Raw genomic sequence first — 16,457 nt, 5'->3', positions numbered from 1 at the left:
GTGCGGTGGAACGTCATTATTACTGGGTCAGAACCGGTGATGTGTCACAGTGGGTCGTCACGACTCCTGTACCGGCCTCTGGTGGCGCGTTCGATGAGCCTTGGATGTTCGGAGAGGGTCGCGTCCTTCCAGACCCTGGCCCCATCAAGTCCCAGATTTCACATCCTGGTGAGAAGCGCACGTTTGTGTTCTCTGTGATAGAGAAAGTGCCCATCATCAGTGAAGCGGTCGCGATCGTCTTCAGGACACTTGCTCCCGACAATGTTCAATTATTTCCGGTATCGGTAGAGGGGGAATCCGAGCGGTACTTCGTCGTCAACGCAACCAAGGTGGCTGATTGCATTGATGAAGCGAATTGCCGAGAAGTGCAGCACTACTCCGAAGAGGATCTCTTTCCCGAATATGCAGGCGAATACCGCTGGATCTACGGCCTGCGTATTGATCCCTCGAAGGCTGATGGCGCGCATGTTTTGCGGCCGAAGAAATTCAAGACGGCATTCGTCGTATCAGAGGAAGTCAGGGACGCACTCGAAAGGGTCGGGAACCTTGGAGTGTCGTTCGAGCGTGTGACGGCACCCGATAGAGGACCCGCTGAGCAATGTGCCTGAGTAGAAGGCGTTCAGTGTTGGTGTGCCGTAGATAGAGGCACGGAGGTCGGCGGCGTTCCACCCCGCACGCTGGTGGATGACACCCCACAACACCAGCCCCCACTCCTGCATGCGCAACTGCGGCAAGCGCGCCGAATCCACTGGAAGCTCCAGGAGGGCTTCAGACGATGCCGCCGTTGGCGCGCAGCACCTGACCGTTGATCCACCCGCCGTCAGGACCGACGAGCGGGGCCGCCCAGTACCTGGGGCGGCCCCGTAGCGCGTCAGCCCAGCTTCATGGCCTTGGGACGGGCCAGCAGCCGGTCCACGTAGGCGTCAATCGTTGGACGGCCAGACGTTGCTCCGAACATGCGCATCCAGATGAACATGGAGCCAATCATCACGTCGGCCGCGGTGAACCAGTCGCCGAAGAGGTAGGGCCCGTTGCCCAGCTCGCCCTCGACAGCGTTCAGCGCACCCTCGAAGTCCGTCCAGCCGCGCTGGGGTGCCGTCGGCGTCTTCATCAGGTGGTCGCCCATGGAGGGCTCCAGCTGGGACGTCGAGTACACCATCAGCGACAGGTAGCGGCCGCGCTCCGGTGCATCCTGCTTCGGCGCGAGCTTCGCCTGGGGGAACTTGTCGGCCAGGTACAGACAGATGGCCGCGTTCTCGAACAGCCGGGTCGCTCCATCCTCCAGCGCGGGCAGCTTGCCGGCCGGGTTGATCTTCAGGAACTCCGGCGCCTTGTGCTCCTTCTTTTCCAAGCTGATGGGCACGAGCTCGTACTCGACGCCGCACTCATCGAGCATCCACTTGGCGATGACCGCACGACTCCGGGGATTGAAATAGAGCTTCATCCAGGGACCTCCAGGAAGGACTGCCAGCCCTCCCTAGCAGAATGGTCGCGATTCTCGCAGGGGATCAGGCGCCGCCCGGCGGAGAGCGGCCCGATGCAGGCATGGACTGGCCGTGCGCCAAGCGGGAATGAGGCATTGATGCTGGCCCTGGCGTGCGTGCGACTCGTCGTGCAGCTCAACGACTGGGGCCTGCGCGGGCTGGGCAGCGTGAGCTGAAGACGGGCTTTGGCTTCCTTCAGGCAAAGCCTTCGACGGCGTTCGCGCCCTGCCCCCGAGCCCCAGCGGGCCTCCCGATCACCCGGGAGGCCTGGGCTCAGCGCCGGCTAGAGCTGGCCCGAGCAGTTCTTGATGCACTCGATGCCACCACAATCGAGGCTGCACGACCCGAACTCGCTCGGGTCACAGAGCCCATCGCCGCAGACGGGACCGCCGCCACAGTCGGCGAGGCACGACAAGAACTCGCCCACATCGCAGACCCCGTCCCCGCAGTAGCTCCCCCCGCAGTCCTGGCCGCAGGAGAGCTGGGTCTCCGAGCTGTTGCAGACCCCGTCACCGCAGTAGCTACAGTCGGCCTCGCACGCCTCCCCCGCGTCACAGACGCCGTCGCCACAGGACAGCTTGCGGAGCCGGAAGCTCTGGAGGCAGCCCCCCGCGCGGTCATCCATGTCCATGACGATGGAGACGGGGTGGGTCGAGGTGACGGTGTGCAGTCCCGTGTTCCCGCATTGCCCGTTGTAGTTCTGGTCCTCGAACTTCACGTCGAGGGCGACGTCGCTGCGCCCCGTGAGGCTGAGCGTCTGGACGCACCCCTTGTAGCGCTGGTCGGTGTCGATGCCCCAGGCGCTCGCCAGCGACGGGCCGCTGGGGGTCACCGGAATCGCGCGGAGCCCAGGGGTGTCGCACTGGCCGTCGCCCGAGAGGTTCGCCTCACCGCGGAACTCGACAAAGAGCGCCAGGCCGGACAACTCGCTCGCGGGGTCCTGAACCCCGAACGTCTGCAGGCAGCCGCCGCCCCGGGAATCCGTGTCGAGCTTGACGCGGGTCGTCCACTCTCCGAGGCGCTTGCTCTCGGCGACGTTGACGCCGTTGTTGCACTGGCTGTTCGTGCTGAAGTTGTCCGCACGGAAGTCGTAATGGAACCACACCGAGGACAATGCGTCGCCGCGCGTGACGAGCGTGTCCGCGGAGGGCTCCGCGTCAATGGGGCCGCAGCCCACGGAGAAAAGAGTGGCGACCGCGGCGAGCGCCGCGCGGGAGAGAGAACGACGGGACATGGTGTGTGCCTTTCGGGAGAGGGCACACGGATTGTATCTCCATTCCCGCAGTTCAAGGGCATCCCATGACACTGACGCGCCGTGCCACATCGAGCCCTCATCGTGAGGGGTCAGCTCTTGTAGCAATACCCCAAGTCCCCGCGGGTACAATCCTCGGGGCAGCTCTGCTGCGTATCGCCATCACAGCAGACATGGTCGCCGCAGGACTCGTAGGGGCCGCAGTCGACGTAGCAAGTCCTCCGCTCGATGGGTGCGCATACCCCGTCACCGCAGACAGCCAACTGCGTGACGTCCCCCCCCTTGTCGACCGAAGCCTCTACCGAAGACTCATCAAGGCCTACTCCACACCCGACGGCAGCACCGACAAGCAAAGCAGCCAGGACGCTCAGGACAGGCTTCATGCGAGGACTCCTCACCACACGAAAGGGGGACGCGAGAAGCATGCCCTCCCTTCCATTCGAGTGAAAGCTGTCTGCCACGACCCAGGTTCATTGTCAGACGCAACGCTTCCTGGCATGCGGTCAGAGCTTCTTGAGCACTTCGGCGGCGCTGGTGTTGGTGGGGTCCAGCTCCACGGCCTTGCTGTAGTTCACCTTCGCCAGCGCCTTGTCCCCGTGGGCCAGGTACGCCTCGCCCAGGCTGTCGTAGAGGTTCCCGCTCTTGGGGTACATCTCCACGTTCAGCTTGAAGATCTCGATGGAGTCCGTGACGCGCCCGGAGCGCAGCAGCTGGTAGCCCAGGCTGTTGAGCTGGCCTTCGGAGAAGTCATACGCGTCCGCCTTCGTGGCCTTGAGGTCGCGGTACCGCGCGATGGCTTCCGCGACGGGCGCCTTGGCGAGCATCGCGCTCAAGAGCTCCCGGACGTCGAGCCGGGGCGGCCGGGGCGTGAGGCCATGCAGGACGCTGAGCAGGTCCGTCGAGATCGTCTGGATCTTGTCGCCGCGCGAGGTGTTGTCGAAGAGGATGACGACCTCCTTCCGCTCCGGAACGCGGATGATGAAGGAGCTGAAGCCGTTGATGCCGCCACTGTGATTGATGGTGGCGACCTCCGTCTTGTCGTCGCTCAGCTTCACCTTCCTGATGGACAAGCCGAAGCCGTAGTCGCCCAGGCCCGGCGTGAACATCTTCTGCTTGAGCGCCGCGGGCAGCAGCGTGTCCTGGTAGAGCGCCCGGTCCCAGAGGAAGAGGTCCTCCACCGTGGAGTACAGCGAGCCGGCCGCGTACGGGAGGCCCATGTCCAGGTAGGGGGCGTTGATGTAGCCCTCCGGCCGGAGCTCGTAGCCGCTCGCGCGCTTGGGGAGCACCGTCGCCTGGACGTCGTAGCCGGAGTTCTTCATCCCGACCTTGTCGAAGATGCGCTCCTGCACGGCCTGCGCGTACGTCTTGCCGGTGACCTTCTCGATGATGGCGCCGAGCAGGAAGTAGCCGGAGTTGTTGTAGGCGAACTTGGACCCGGGCTCGAACTCGAGGTCGCCGCTGGCGGACGCCTTCACGAAGTCCGCGACCGTGGACGGGAGGCGCGAGTTCTTCTCGAAGAAGCCGGGGGCGTTCGTGTAGCTGGGGATGCCCGAGGTGTGGTTGAGCAGGTGGGTGAGGGTGACGCGGGAGCCCGTGTCCTTCCGGTAGTCGGGAAGGAGGGTGACGAGCGTGTCATCGAGCTTGAGCTTCCCCTCGGCGACGAGCTGCAGGATGACCATCGCGGTGAACTGCTTCGTGATGGAGGCGATGCGGAACTTCGTGTCCAGCGTGTTCGGCACCTGCCATTCGAAGTTCGCGGAGCCGTAGGCCTTCTTGAAGATGACCCCCTTCTCGTCCGCGACCAGCGCGACGCCGTTGAACTGGCGCAGCTGGTGGTACTTCGTGATGAGCCGATCCAACTCCTGCGGCTTCGGCGCGGCAGCGAAGGCGGCGGGGGTGAACAGCAGGAACGCGGCGAACAGGCTCAGCAGGCGCACAGGGCTCCAGTTCATTCGGTCTCTCCGCTCATGAGCCTACACACGCTTCAGCGCCCGGACGATTGCGTTGCGTCCAGCTCCTGGAGGAAGCGCGTCGCGAGGGGGACGGCGACGCGGCCTCCCACGCCCCCTCCCTCCACGAACACCGCGAAGCCGATGCCGCCCCGCAGGCCGATGAACCAGGCGTGGGTCTCCGGCGGGACCAGCGTGCCGAACTCCGCCGTTCCCGTCTTGCCCATCAGCCCCTGGATGCCCGCCGCGGACTTCGCCGTGCCTTCCATCACCACCGCGCGCATGAGGTTCCTGAGCGCCTCCGGGGTGCCCGCGCGCAGGGACTCCTCCGGGCCCGGTTCCGCATCCGCCAGCAGGCGCGGTGCGTGCCAGCGGCCCGTGTCTACCGCCGCCGCCACCGTGGCCATGTGCAGCGGCGTGGCCAGCACCCTGCCCTGCCCCATGGATGCCGCGGCCCGGTCGGCGTCGTCCTGGGGCTCCGGGAAGGTGGCCCCCGGCGAGGGCAGCCCCACGTCGTAGCGGACGCCGAAGCCGAAGCGCCGGGCCGCATCCTCCAGCGCGCTGCGGTTCAACCTCGCGGAGAGCTGGATGAACGCCGTGTTGCACGAGAGCGCGAACACCTGCCGCAGGGTCGACGCGCCGAAGGCCTCGGACTCGAAGTTGCGGAAGCGCCTGCGGCCCGCGGCCGCCTCCACCGGGCAGTCCACCCGGGTGTCTGGCTTCAAGCCGCTCGCGAGCAGCGCTTCGGCGGTCACGACCTTGAACGTGGAGCCCGGGGGATAGCGCCCCGTCAGCGCGCGGTGCAGTGCTTCGCCCAGGGGTCGGCTGGCCACCGCCAGCACCTCGCCTGTCGCCGTGTCCACCGCGACCAGCGCCGAGGGCTGCGTGACGTCCAGGAGCGCTGCTTCCGCCGCCGCCTGCACCTCCCTGCGCAACGTGGTGCGCACGGGTGTCCCTGGCGCGCCGTCGAAGCGGTGCAGCACCACGCTCTCTCCGGAGCGGCGCACCAGCCGCACCTCTCCCGAGGGGCTTCCGGCCAGCGTTCGCTCCTGTGCGCGCTCCAGGCCGGACAGGCCCACGAGGTCCCCTGCTTGATAGGGATGGCCCAGCGCCTGGAGCGCCTCGGCCGTCACCTCGCCCACCCGTCCCAGCGTGTGCGCGGCGAAGCCCTCCGCCGGGGTGAGGCGCGCGGTCTTCTTGCGGAAGAAGATGCCCGGCACCGGCGCGAGCACGGGCCGCACCTGCTGGTAGCGCTCCGGTCGCACGTCGATGAGCGCGAGGAACTGCTCGGGCTGCGCTCCCCCGGACCTCAGGACCGCCTGGACCCGCGTGGGATCCAGCCCGAGCTGCGTCTGGAGCGCCTGGGCCACGGCCGCGCCGTCCCGCACCCGCCCCGGGTACACCCCGATGCTGATCACCTCTCCGGGCACGGTGAGCGGCGCCCCGGTCACGTCGAGCAATGCGGCTCGCGGCCCCCAGGCTCGCAGGCGCCCGAAGCTGTCTCCGATGCGCGCCTCGGGGTGGAACACCTCCGGCGTCCAGCGCACGACCCAGCGCTTCCCCCGGCGCTCGAAGCGCAGCCGCGACTCCACCTCCCAGTCCCCCAGGCCTCGCAGCGTGTGCACCGCGCGGAAGACCACCACCGCGGCGACTTCGTCCTCGGACTCGAGGTCGATTCCCTCGAAGCGCGAGGCCACGACGCCCAGCGCCTGCCGCCACCTCGCGTGCTGCGCATCGAAGTCCGCGGGCGCTTCCACGAGCATCCCGTGCTGGGCGACGAGGTCGTTGCGCGTCCAGGCCTCCAGGTACACGCGGGCCACGTCCTCCGGCCCACCGGGCACACCCCGTCTCACGGCGCGCGGCGCACACGCGGAAAGCAGCAGCAGGAGGCAGAGCCCCACCCAGGTGATGACCGTCCGTCCGAGCACGCGCCCCGTGTACCGCGCCCGTCCTCACGAGGCGAATGCGTTGTGCCGTCCGTCGTTCCCACCCGGACCGCCAGTCGGGCACCCCGACGATCCATGCGCACTCGGAGCAACGAGGGTCGCCCTCGTGCCACGGTTCAGCAGACGGTCTGCATCCCGGACCGCCAGTCGGTCACCCGTCGCTCCGCGCGCACGTGGAGCGACGAGAACTGCCTGCACGCCGCGGATCAGCGGACCGTCTGCTCCTGCGTCGCGCTCACGCCGTCCCCTGTCGCCGTCACCGTCACCACGCCCGCAGCGCCGGAGCGCACGTAGAAGACGCCCTCCCGCTGCGCGCCCGCGAGGCTCACCAACGCCACCGCCGCGTCCGAGCAATCCGGTTGCAGGTGGAACGTCGCTCCCGCGTCCGACGCGGCCAGCGCCACCACCGGATCCACCAGCGAGGCCAGGTTGCCCGCGGCGTCCCGCCCCTGCACCACCAGCGCTTCGGAGCAGGCCCCCGCGTCCACGGTGCGGGCCGGCGTGGCGAAGGCCACCTGCCGCTCGCCCCCCACTGTCTTCACGACCACGTCGAACGCCTCGTCCGGGAAGACGGCCGGGTCGTAGCCATCACCGCTGATCCGGTTGCGGCTGAGCAGGTTCGCACCCCCGTTGTCGAAGAGGGCCACCTGGTAGCCCTGTTCGGGTCCCTCCCCGTTCGTCAGCGTGTCCTTGCTCAGCTCGTTCTCCAGCACCTGGATGCGCGTGGCCTCCGAGGGCGCGCTGGAGCCGCCCTCCCCCTGCGACAGGCTGATGCCGATGTCGTTCTCCGTCACCATGTTGCCCTGGATGAGCAGGTCGTGGCACAGCGGCCGCCCCGCGCCGCCCACCACCAGGATGCCGGTGGCCGCGTCCGTGGCCGGCGTGTACGCGTTGCCCGTCACCTCGTTGTCCACCACCCGACCCAAGACCCCATACGCGAGCTGGATGCCGACGCGCGCGATGTGGCCCACCGGCCCTCCACCCTCCACGACGTTGTCCTCGGCCGCCACGTCCACCCTGCCCGCCACGAGCAGGCCCGCCTTCTGGTAGCCCGTCACCCGGTTGCGCCTCAGGCCCACCGTCACCTGGGCGGCGCCGGCCGCGTCGTTGCGCACCTCGATGGCGAAGCCCTCCTGGCAGCCGCTCAGGTTCCCCGCTTGGTGCAGCGCCTCCACCACCGAGTCCTCGATGGCGCCGGTCGCGCCCTCCAGCAGGATGCCGCGCAGCCGCAACGCGCCCGCGTCACACACGTCCAACAGGCTCCGCGCCGTCACCGTCACGCCGCGCACGCTCGCCACCGGGCCCCGGTTGCGCAGCACCGCGCCCTGGAAGTGCTCGCCCGCGGCCGCGTCCTCCACCGCCGTCAGCGTGTGCCCCGCGCCATCGAACGTGAAGCCGTCCGGGACGAACACCGGCCCCTGTGTCACGCAGTCCGCGGACAGCGACACCTTCCCCGGCGCCAGCGTGAACGCGCACGCGCCCGCCAGCGCGCCGCAGCGCCGGTCCGTCCACTCCACCGGGAAGGCATGGCGCACGCTCGCGCCCGAGGCGTTCGTCACCGTCACCTCCACCGTGGGCGTCACGTCCGGCGGCACGCAGGACAGCTCCGTCCAGTCCACCGTGCTCGTCGTGCCGTCCCCCACCGCCGTGCCCACCGCGCCCGCGTTGGTCGTCCAGGTGAACGTCAGCGGCTCACCGCGCGGATCCGTCGCCGCCGCGGTGAAGGTCACGCGCTCGCCCGCACGCGCGCTCGGCGCCGACTGCGACGTGGCGCCCAGCACCGGCGGCGCGCTCTGCCGCACGCACAGGCTCACGATGTGCCCCACGCTGCCCCCGAAGGAGTCGCTCACGGCGCCATGCAACTGGCAGGTACAGCCCAGGGGCTCCGCGGTCGGAGTGAACACGGGCGTGGCCCGTGTGACGTCGTCGAACGTGCCATCGCACGTCGCGGTCCACGCATACGTCAGCGGATCCGAGGCCCCGTCCTCGTCCGTGGTCGCCGCCGGCACGAGGAACGGCGCGCCCACGGCCAGCGGCCGGGGCTCCCCGTCCGCAGGCACCACGGGCCAGCGGTTGAAGCGCGTGTCCTCCAGCGACCCCTCCGCGCCCACGGTGCCCGCCCCGATGCGGAACTGGAGCGTGGACACCGCGCCGCGCGCGTCCGTGACGCGGACCTCCACCCGCAGCCCGTCCTTGAGGTTGGAATGGGACCCCAGCCCGGCATAGGGCTCGGGGAGGACCGTCAACGTGCACTCGGCGCCCGTGCAGTCGAGCGAGCCCGTGGAGCTGCTCCAGGCGTAGGTGAGGGTGTCGGTCGGCTCCAGGTCGCTCGCCCACGCGCGCAGCCGCACCTCCTCGCCGAAGGTCGCCCGGGCCTTCGAGGCCACCACCGCGTGGATGCGAGGTGCCGTGTTGCCCGGGCCCGCCACCGCGCCCGCCGGATGCGGCACCATCACCACCAGCGCCTCACCCTGAAGCGAGAGCGGCAGCGCTTCCTCCAGGCTCGCCGTGGCCACCACCGCGCCCGCGCCATCCAGGGCGTCCACGCGCAGCCCGACCGTCTCACCCGAGCTCACCGGCTCCACGTCACCGGACCACGCCGCGCCGCCTTCCGGGGTCAGCGCCAGCGGCACCACTTCCTCCGGCCCCGAGCCGTGCGTCACCGTGGACGTCACCGCCGCCACCGGGACGGCCTCCAACGAGCGCGGCAGGGCGACCACCAGCCGCACGCCCCCGGACGGAGCCACCTCGAAGGCGGGCTCCTCCTCCACGCAGCCGAACGTGCTCAGCAGCAGCAGTCCCGCCAGCCGCAACGCATGGGTTCGCTTCATGGCAGCACCGTCCTGAAAAGACATTGTGAGCAGGAACACCATCACGAGCCGCGCGACGCGTCCAACCCGTGAGCCGCGCGCCACGCCCGACCCGCGCGGGGTGTGCGTCCTGCCCTCCGGGGCCGCCTCCCCGTCCGTTGTCCGATGAGTTTTCCACCCGGGCGTTCTCCAAGCGGCAGCCCGCTGCTCGCCCGGGATGCACCCGTCGAATTCCGATGCTGGGGTCCACCCCATGCACCCGCCCGAGCCCCGCCGTCCCCAGCCGTGGCCCATCCGCCTCACCCACTGGGCCAACGTGCCGCTGCTCGCCATCCTCGCCGCCAGCGGCTTGCAGATCCTCGTCGCGTATCCACGCCTGGGCCCGCGCGGCCGGGACTACGCCCTCTATCCGTTCCAGGACGCCGTGCCCCCGTCGTGGCTGCGGCTGGGGGACTGGCTCGCGGGCGCGCGACACTGGCACTTCGCCTTCGCGTGGTTCCTCACCCTCAACGGCGTCGTGTACGTGCTCTACCTCGCCTTCAGTGGCGAGTGGCGCCGCCGCCTGTTCCTCCCGCGCCGCGACACGCGCGACGCCGTGGCCACGCTCGCGTACTACCTGCGGCTGCGCCCCGCGCCCGCGCGGACCGGGCTCTACAACGGCCTCCAGCGGCTGGCGTACACGTCGGCCCTCGTGCTGGGCGCGCTGTCCGTCCTCTCCGGCCTCGTCCTCTACAAGCCCGTGCAGCTCCGCGGGCTCACCGTGCTCTTCGGCGGCTACGACCCGGCGCGCGCGGTGCACCTGCTGGTGCTCGCGCTGCTCGCCCTCTTCACCGTGGGCCACGTGGTGCTCGTCGCCCTGCACCCGCGCACCTTCGGGGAGATGGTGACCGGGGGAAGGAAGCCCCATGTCTGAGTTTGAGACGCGCAGCCGCCTCCTCACCCGCCGCCGCGTGCTGCTGGGCGCCGCCGCGCTCACCACCAGCGCCTGTGATTCCAGCCGCCCCCGCGAGGGCTTCCTCGGCGTCATGGAGCGCTTCAACCAGCACGCGCAGGCAGCCCTCTTCCATCCCGGCCGGCTCGCGCCCGAGGAGGGCGTGGAGCAGCTCACCCCGCCCGGCGACTTCCCCACTTACTTCATCTCCGACACCGTGCCCGTGGCCCCCGCGGGCTGGCGCCTGGAGGTGGGCGGAAGCGTCTCCCGACCGCGCGCCTTCACGCTGGAGGAGCTCCAGCAGCTGCCTCGCACCGACTACCGGATCCGCCACCACTGCGTGGAGGGCTGGAGCGCGGTGGCGTCGTGGCACGGCGTGCGCTTGAGCGACCTGGCCCGGGCCGTGGGCGCCGACCCGCGCGCGGGCTTCGTGGAGTTCCGCTCGTTCGACAGCGGCTACTTCTCTTCCTGGGATGCCGCCAGCGCGCTGCACCCGCAGACGGTGCTCGCGTACGGCATGAACGGCCAGCCGCTCGCACCCGGCCACGGCGCGCCGCTGCGCCTCTATGCGGGCGTGAAGCTGGGCTACAAGATGGTGAAGTACCTCACCCAGGTGAGCTTCCTCCCGGAGGCCACCGGGGGCACCTGGGAGGACCGCGGCTACGAGTGGTTCGCCGGGGTGTAGCTCCAGCTCAGGTCTTGCCGCCCTGGAGGCTGGACCTGAAGGGCGTGAAGCCGCGCTGGCGCAGGGACTCGCGCTCGGCCAGCAGCGCCGCCAGGGCCGCCTCGCGCGTGGGGTAGTGGTTCACCGCGGCGCCGTTGATGGCGCCGCTGGTGTTGATGAAGATGCGCGTCATCTCGTCGCCGCCGTAGCGGTACGAGCGGTGCGTGTTGCGCTCCAGCACCTCGCGCCGCTCCTTGCCGAAGGTGCGCCCCGCCGTGTGGCGCACCACCAGCCCGTCCAGGTTGATGAGCAGGTCCACCCGGCCGTTGAACTTCGCGAACTGGGCTTCCACCTCGCTGCGCCAGCGGTACACGTCCTCGTCCGTCACCAGGATGCAGTCGGTGAAGTTCGCCGTGACGACATCGTGCTCGGCGTCGTGTTCGAAGGACATGCTCCAGGCCATCGCGCGCTCTCCTGCTTCCCTTGCTGCCGTGTCCGACGACGGGTGCTTCACGCCTGCGCGGAATTGCCCGCGAGGAAGGCCGACAACAGCGCCGCCGTCTCCGCCGGACGCTCCACCTGCGGGTAGTGCCCCGGCCCCGGCAGGTGCGTCAGGCGCGCGTTCTGGATGGGGGCCACCACCGCCTGCTTCAGGAACAGCGGCGGCAGGAACGGATCATCCGTGGCCACCACCAGCGTGGGCGCCGTGATGGCCGCCAGCCGGTGCGCGAACCCTCCCGCCGTCCAGGCGTCGAAGCACTGCTCGATGGCCTCCTTCGACACCCCGGCGGCGTCCTTCAGCATTCCCTCCAGGGACTCGGGGGACAGCTGCTTGCAGGCCAGGCCGAGGATGGTCTTCTGCTTCTCCCGGTCCCCCGCGGACGTGCGGAACAGCCCGGCCGCGTCCGGAGGCAGGGGCAGCCCCGACGCGGGCACCGAGTTGAGCAGCACCAGGCCCGCGACGCGCGCGGGGACCTCGGACGCCACCCACTTGGCGATCTGCCCGCCCATGCTGTGGCCCACCAGCGTGAAGCGCTTCGCGCCCGCGTGGTCCGCCACCGCCAGCACGTCCTTCGCGTACTGCTCCAGCGAGTACCCCGACGACGGCCGCCCGGACGACCCGGTGCCGCGGTGATCCGGCACCACCACCCGCAGGCCCGTCAGGTCCAGCTTCTCCAGCATCGCGTCCCACACCGCCCCGGACATCATCCACCCATGCACCAGCACCACCGAACGCGGCCCATCCCCGAGCACCCGGTAGTGCAGGGTCGTCCCATCGGTCGCGGTCGTCTTGTGCATGGTGGAGTCCTTCTCCAGGAACGGGGTTGGAAGTCGGGGTTAGACAGGAAGTGTAGCAAGCCCTGATGCGACTGGGGTTGGCCAAATGACAGGTGGGAGAGGGTGGGCGCTCTGGCAGACTCCGGCGCGCAATGACGGACGAACAAGCGAAGCGCACGGTGTTCTGCGAGGACGCGTTGGCGTGGTTGGACGCACGGCCCGTGTTGGAGGGCTGTTCGGTGGTGGCGTCGCTGCCGGACGTGTCGGAGTTCCCGTCGCTCACGGTGCCCCAGTGGAAGGACTGGTTCGTGGGGGCGGCGACGAAGGTGTTGTCGCGGGTGCCGGAGGACGGGGTGGCGGTGTTCTACCAGTCCGACGTGAAGAAGGACGGGGCCTGGGTGGACAAGGGCTACCTGGTGTCCAAGGCGGCGGAGGCCGCGGGGTGCGAGACGCTCTGGCACAAGGTGGTGTGCCGCCGGACGCCGGGGACGGTGACGTTCGGGCGGCCCGCGTACTCGCACCTGCTGTGCTTCAGCCGGGGGCTGAAGGCGGACCCGGGGAAGTCCACCGCGGACGTGCTGCCGGAGCCCGGCGAGGTGACGTGGACGCGCGGCATGGGGATGGCCGCGTGTCTGGTGGCGTGCCGCTTCATCCTGGAGCAGACGCACACGCGCACGGTGGTGGATCCGTTCTGCGGCCACGGCACCGCGCTCGCGGTGGCCAACGCGCTGGGCATGGACGCGGTGGGCGTGGAGCTGAGCCGCAAGCGCGCGCGCCGGGCCCGCAACCTCCAGGCGACGTGGAAGGGCGGCGCGCTGGTGCTGTCCGGCACGGGTGGACGCGAGGAAGGCGACGACTGACGGCTCAGGCCGCCCGAGCCCCTTCGAGCGCCGCCGCCACGTCCTTCTCCAGCACGGTCAGGAATGCCTCGAACAGGCGCTCCTCCAGCGCGAGCGCGGGCTCCAGCGTCACGCCCACCTTCGAGAGATGCGCGTGGCAGGCGTCCTCAATGGCGCGCCGGTGGCCCTGCTCCTCCGTCACCACCCGCCCCATCTCCTCGCGCACCGCCGGGTGCCGCGTCGCCGCCTTGTAGAGCGGGTAGAGCACCATCGCCCGGCGCTCCACCACCGCCGTGGTGAGCAGGTAGTGCAGGTGCACGTCCGCCGCGCCCGTCACCTGCGTGGCCCACGCCGCCAGCTCCCGGTCCAGCGACTGGAACCACGTGGCCGCCGCCACCGGGCTCAGGAACTCCGTCACCTCGCGGCCCGCCACCTCGCACGCCAGCCGCTTGAAGGTGAACGCGTGGCGCGTCTCGTCCGCCAGGTGCCCCAGCACCTCCAGCGTCGGGTGCCGGTCCGCCACCGTGCGCGAAATCTTCCGCGCCCCGGTGAACTCCAGCAGCGACAACGTATGCAGCCACCGCACCTCCACCTCGGAGGACCCGGCCAGCTGCCGCAACACCGCCTGGATTCTGTCACGCATGGGGCGCCCCTCTATCACGGGGACTGGCCAACAGTGCCGGCGCCTCGCGGTTTGACCCGAGGGCCTCCGGTCGCCTTTGCTTCTGTCTCATCGGGCTGTGCTTGGTGCAGGGGGGTGACCAGCATGCCGCATCGCGAAGACAGCCATTCGTCCAGGCCTTGCCCTGTCCGGCCTCGCGCGGAGTCCACCGCGTCGGGGGCTTGCGCCCGCGTGTCCGCATGAAGGCCCGGCCCGTGTCCTCCAGCGCCTGGGTGACGGCCTTCCGCCGCTGGATGCGCGCGCAGGACGCGGGCCGCATCCTCACCTCCGAGCGCCCGGGGACGTGCCTGGGCTGCGTCCTCGCCTGCACCGCGCTGCTCGCCTTCGTCGCGTGGACCCCGGGCGTGCGCGGCTTCTTCGCCCTGCCCTTCTCCACCGCGCTCGCGTGCTTCGTGCCCGTCGCCGTCAACGGGCTGGCCTTCTGCGCGGTGCACGCGCGCCGCACGCGGCTGACGCCGGGCAGCTGGCTGTGGCGGCTGCCGGGGCTGGCGCTCTTGCACTTCTTCCTCGCGAGCCTGATGGCGCTCGCCGCGCTCCCCGGGGCGCTCGCCTTCGGCGCGCTGCTCGTCGCCACCACCGCGGTGCACGGCCGCCAGTACCGGGTGACGTGGCGCGAGCCCTTCCTCGCGGTGGGCACGCTCGCGGCGCTCGCGTGCGCGCTGCCCCTGCGCTCGAGCCCGGACCCCGGGGTGCTCTTCGCCATCGTGGGCCCCGCGGCCCTCTTCGCCGAGCTGTCGCTGGGCAGCCTCGCCGTGCGGTACGACCAGGCCCGCGCCGACGCGGAGCGCCTGCGCGCCGCCGTGCACGCGCAGCTCATCGAGCAGCAGGAGCGCGACGTGGGCCAGCTCACCCAGGCGATGGCGGAGATCCTCCGCCACCACCAGGACATGGAGCAGACGCTGCTCCACGCGGGCAGCGCGGCGGACCTGATGGCCGCGTTCGGCGCGCAGCGCGGCCCCCTGGCCCGCACCGAGTTCGCGGACCAGGCCCGCCAGCTCCAGGACAGCCTGCGGCAGATCCAGGAGATGGTGAAGGAGGTGCGCGCCAAGGGCCGCCGCTTCGTCGGCGCGGAGCCGGAGGCCGTGGCCCTGGGGCCGGTGCTGGAGTGCGTGCAGGCCCACGTGGCCCTGCGCTTCCCGGACGTGGACATCGACGTGCGGGTGGAGCCGCCGGGCCCCGCTCGCGCGCTGCTGCGGGGCGGGCCGCTCACGCTGCGCCGGGTGGTGGAGAACCTGGTCGTCAATGCCTGCGAGGGCAATGGCGAACAGGGGGCCTCCCGGGTTTCCATCCGCGCGCGCACCGAACCGCTCAGCGGTCGGCTGGAAGTCGAAATCGAGGACGACGGACCCGGCTTCCCCCCGGAGCGCCTCAACGCGCCGGCGGAGGAGCTGTACACGACCAAGCCCCAGGGAACGGGGCTGGGCCTCTACACCAGCGAGTGCCTGCTGCGCGCCAGCGGGGGCCTGCTGCATCGCCACAACGGGCCGGGCGGCGGTGCCCTGCTTCGCATCCTGTTGCCCCGGGAGTACCAATGACTGCCTTGAGCGCCCTCCACGAGAAGCACCCCGCCAAGCGGGATCCGGAGCTGAGCGAGGTGCTGGCCTACCACGAGGCCCTGGCCGAGCGCGGACTCGCCCGCTTCGGCCCTGGCCCCCGGGTGCACTGCCACACGGGCCTCGTGGACCGGCTGCCGCCCCCGGGCATGCCGGCGCCGGAGCTGCGCAAGCGCCTCAAGGCCTCCCAGGAGACGCTGTTGGCGGAGCTGGCGCGCGCCATGGACCCCTTCCCGGACGGCGGCGACGTGATGGAGGTGGGCACGGGCCTGGGCGGCGGCGCGCTGTACTGGGCGCAGGAGCACCGGGCGACGGTGACCTCGCTCTTGAGCGTGCCCGCGCACGTGGAGCAGGTGCGCAGGTACGCGCACGCGGGGGGCGTGGGTGCCCGCATCCATCCCCGGCTGTGCTCGGCGGAGGACATGCGGGGCCTGGGATGTTTCGACGCCATCATCTGCGTGGAGAACGCGTGCGCGGTGCCCCGCGCGGAATGGCTGCGCGGCGCGCGCACCTGGCTCAAGCCGGGCGGCCTGCTGGCCATCGCGGACTGCTTCTGGGTGCGTCCCGGCTCGGTGCACCCGTCCGGCGACACGTGGCGCACGCACCTGGGCAGCGTGAGCGGGTTCCTCGCCGCCGCGCGGGAGGCGGGCCTGGAGCTGGAGGTGCATGACAACGTGTCCTCGCGCGCGGTGGGCTTCTGGACGCTGACGTCGGAGCTGCTCGTGCACGAGCTCATGACCCAGGCCACCGACGCGCGAGGCCTGCGCGCCGCGCTCAACGCCGTGCGGATGGAGTCGCAGCGCGAGCACCTGTGGCTGCAGCAGGGGCTGCTGGATGGGAGCCTGGAGTACGCGCTGCTCGTGCTGCGCCGCGAACACTGACGCCTGGAGCATTGACGCCTGCTCGAGGGCGGGCGGCACGGCGAGCCCCCTTCCGCCGGCAACCTGGGAGAGCGGGCCGGCGATCCCGGATGGCCGGGACGATGCCCCCGCGCCCCGTCACTCCCAGCCTTGGGTCGGCACATCCAAGGGAGGTTTGGAGATGGCGAACTACAAGCGATGGCTGGTGG

The 16,457-nt window shown here is 70.5% G+C and carries 15 protein-coding genes; 7 read left to right on the top strand and 8 right to left on the bottom strand.

Annotated features, from left to right (window positions below; all coding sequences use genetic code 11):
- Positions 1 to 5 precede the first annotated feature (5 nt).
- Positions 6 to 608, top strand: a complete 603-nt coding sequence (locus tag D7V93_RS02855) for an imm11 family protein (protein WP_208722897.1) — start codon at positions 6 to 8, stop codon at positions 606 to 608.
- 263 nt (positions 609 to 871) lie between these two features.
- Here the strand turns inward: D7V93_RS02855 and D7V93_RS02850 are convergent, their stop codons facing one another.
- Entirely contained in the window at positions 872 to 1,444 is a 573-nt protein-coding gene (locus D7V93_RS02850; RefSeq protein ID WP_120641880.1) for a glutathione S-transferase family protein, read from the bottom strand.
- Positions 1,445 to 1,537: 93 nt separating this feature from the next.
- Between D7V93_RS02850 and D7V93_RS47260 the strand changes: the two genes are divergently transcribed.
- A complete protein-coding gene (locus D7V93_RS47260; RefSeq protein ID WP_279636842.1) occupies positions 1,538 to 1,660 on the top strand; it encodes a hypothetical protein in 123 nt (40 codons plus the stop codon).
- Positions 1,661 to 1,767: 107 nt separating this feature from the next.
- Here D7V93_RS47260 and D7V93_RS02840 read toward each other — a convergent pair whose 3' ends face one another.
- The 4 genes from D7V93_RS02840 to D7V93_RS02825 all read right to left on the bottom strand — a co-directional run bounded on the left by D7V93_RS02840 (position 1,768) and on the right by D7V93_RS02825 (position 9,462).
- Positions 1,768 to 2,718 (bottom strand): hypothetical protein, encoded by a 951-nt coding sequence (locus D7V93_RS02840; RefSeq protein ID WP_208722896.1) that lies wholly within the window; start codon positions 2,716 to 2,718, stop codon positions 1,768 to 1,770.
- Between the two features lie 521 nt (positions 2,719 to 3,239).
- Positions 3,240 to 4,688, bottom strand: coding sequence for a serine hydrolase (locus D7V93_RS02835; protein ID WP_120641879.1), 1,449 nt, complete (start codon positions 4,686 to 4,688; stop codon positions 3,240 to 3,242).
- A gap of 32 nt (positions 4,689 to 4,720) precedes the next feature.
- The gene (locus D7V93_RS02830; RefSeq protein WP_120641878.1) at positions 4,721 to 6,613 is read right to left on the bottom strand and encodes a penicillin-binding transpeptidase domain-containing protein; all 1,893 of its coding nucleotides are present in this window, start codon (positions 6,611 to 6,613) and stop codon (positions 4,721 to 4,723) included.
- 224 nt (positions 6,614 to 6,837) lie between these two features.
- A complete protein-coding gene (locus tag D7V93_RS02825) occupies positions 6,838 to 9,462 on the bottom strand; it encodes a right-handed parallel beta-helix repeat-containing protein (RefSeq protein WP_147451016.1) in 2,625 nt (874 codons plus the stop codon).
- Between the two features lie 232 nt (positions 9,463 to 9,694).
- Here D7V93_RS02825 and D7V93_RS02820 point away from each other — a divergent pair, with 232 nt between their 5' ends.
- Both D7V93_RS02820 and D7V93_RS02815 read left to right on the top strand, forming a co-directional pair.
- A complete protein-coding gene (locus D7V93_RS02820; RefSeq protein WP_120641876.1) occupies positions 9,695 to 10,354 on the top strand; it encodes a cytochrome b/b6 domain-containing protein in 660 nt (219 codons plus the stop codon).
- Positions 10,347 to 11,057, top strand: a complete 711-nt coding sequence (locus D7V93_RS02815) for a molybdopterin-dependent oxidoreductase (protein WP_120641875.1) — start codon at positions 10,347 to 10,349, stop codon at positions 11,055 to 11,057. Before D7V93_RS02820 ends, D7V93_RS02815 begins: the two co-directional genes overlap by 8 nt.
- A 7-nt stretch (positions 11,058 to 11,064) precedes the next feature.
- Here D7V93_RS02815 and D7V93_RS02810 read toward each other — a convergent pair whose 3' ends face one another.
- Complete coding sequence (locus D7V93_RS02810) at positions 11,065 to 11,499, bottom strand: hypothetical protein (protein WP_120641874.1); 435 nt, start codon at positions 11,497 to 11,499, stop codon at positions 11,065 to 11,067.
- A gap of 47 nt (positions 11,500 to 11,546) precedes the next feature.
- On the bottom strand, positions 11,547 to 12,335 hold the full coding sequence (locus tag D7V93_RS02805) for an alpha/beta fold hydrolase (protein ID WP_120641873.1): 789 nt from the start codon (positions 12,333 to 12,335) through the stop codon (positions 11,547 to 11,549).
- 131 nt (positions 12,336 to 12,466) lie between these two features.
- Between D7V93_RS02805 and D7V93_RS02800 the strand changes: the two genes are divergently transcribed.
- The gene (locus D7V93_RS02800) at positions 12,467 to 13,174 is read left to right on the top strand and encodes a class I SAM-dependent methyltransferase (protein WP_120641872.1); all 708 of its coding nucleotides are present in this window, start codon (positions 12,467 to 12,469) and stop codon (positions 13,172 to 13,174) included.
- A gap of 4 nt (positions 13,175 to 13,178) precedes the next feature.
- Here the strand turns inward: D7V93_RS02800 and D7V93_RS02795 are convergent, their stop codons facing one another.
- Complete coding sequence (locus tag D7V93_RS02795) at positions 13,179 to 13,796, bottom strand: hypothetical protein (RefSeq protein ID WP_120641871.1); 618 nt, start codon at positions 13,794 to 13,796, stop codon at positions 13,179 to 13,181.
- Positions 13,797 to 14,029: 233 nt separating this feature from the next.
- On the opposite strand from D7V93_RS02795, the gene D7V93_RS02790 reads away from it, so the two are divergent.
- Positions 14,030 to 15,370 carry a sensor histidine kinase gene (locus D7V93_RS02790; RefSeq protein WP_341870905.1) on the top strand — a complete coding sequence of 447 codons (1,341 nt, stop codon included), beginning with the start codon at positions 14,030 to 14,032 and terminating at the stop codon, positions 15,368 to 15,370.
- Entirely contained in the window at positions 15,367 to 16,269 is a 903-nt protein-coding gene (locus D7V93_RS02785) for an SAM-dependent methyltransferase (protein WP_120641869.1), read from the top strand. The genes D7V93_RS02790 and D7V93_RS02785 overlap by 4 nt, the downstream gene beginning before the upstream one ends.
- The last annotated feature ends 188 nt before the right edge of the window (positions 16,270 to 16,457 follow it).

It is taken from the genome of Corallococcus llansteffanensis (genome assembly GCF_003612055.1).
Lineage (GTDB): Bacteria > Myxococcota > Myxococcia > Myxococcales > Myxococcaceae > Corallococcus > Corallococcus llansteffanensis.
The sequence above is the reverse complement of the archived record's forward strand: the minus strand, read 5'-3'. Positions and strand labels throughout refer to the sequence as shown.

Bases quoted from the DNA above. Each gene is read 5' to 3' on its own strand.
- D7V93_RS02850 (WP_120641880.1), bottom strand. From the start codon at position 1,444: ATGAAGCTCTATTTCAATCCCCGGAGTCGTGCGGTCATCGCCAAGTGG.
- D7V93_RS47260 (WP_279636842.1), top strand. From the start codon at position 1,538: ATGCAGGCATGGACTGGCCGTGCGCCAAGCGGGAATGAGGCATTGATG.
- D7V93_RS02840 (WP_208722896.1), bottom strand. From the start codon at position 2,718: ATGTCCCGTCGTTCTCTCTCCCGCGCGGCGCTCGCCGCGGTCGCCACT.
- D7V93_RS02835 (WP_120641879.1), bottom strand. From the start codon at position 4,688: ATGAACTGGAGCCCTGTGCGCCTGCTGAGCCTGTTCGCCGCGTTCCTG.
- D7V93_RS02825 (WP_147451016.1), bottom strand. From the start codon at position 9,462: ATGAAGCGAACCCATGCGTTGCGGCTGGCGGGACTGCTGCTGCTGAGC.
- D7V93_RS02820 (WP_120641876.1), top strand. From the start codon at position 9,695: ATGCACCCGCCCGAGCCCCGCCGTCCCCAGCCGTGGCCCATCCGCCTC.
- D7V93_RS02815 (WP_120641875.1), top strand. From the start codon at position 10,347: ATGTCTGAGTTTGAGACGCGCAGCCGCCTCCTCACCCGCCGCCGCGTG.
- D7V93_RS02810 (WP_120641874.1), bottom strand. From the start codon at position 11,499: ATGGCCTGGAGCATGTCCTTCGAACACGACGCCGAGCACGATGTCGTC.
- D7V93_RS02805 (WP_120641873.1), bottom strand. From the start codon at position 12,335: ATGCACAAGACGACCGCGACCGATGGGACGACCCTGCACTACCGGGTG.
- D7V93_RS02800 (WP_120641872.1), top strand. From the start codon at position 12,467: ATGACGGACGAACAAGCGAAGCGCACGGTGTTCTGCGAGGACGCGTTG.
- D7V93_RS02795 (WP_120641871.1), bottom strand. From the start codon at position 13,796: ATGCGTGACAGAATCCAGGCGGTGTTGCGGCAGCTGGCCGGGTCCTCC.
- D7V93_RS02785 (WP_120641869.1), top strand. From the start codon at position 15,367: ATGACTGCCTTGAGCGCCCTCCACGAGAAGCACCCCGCCAAGCGGGAT.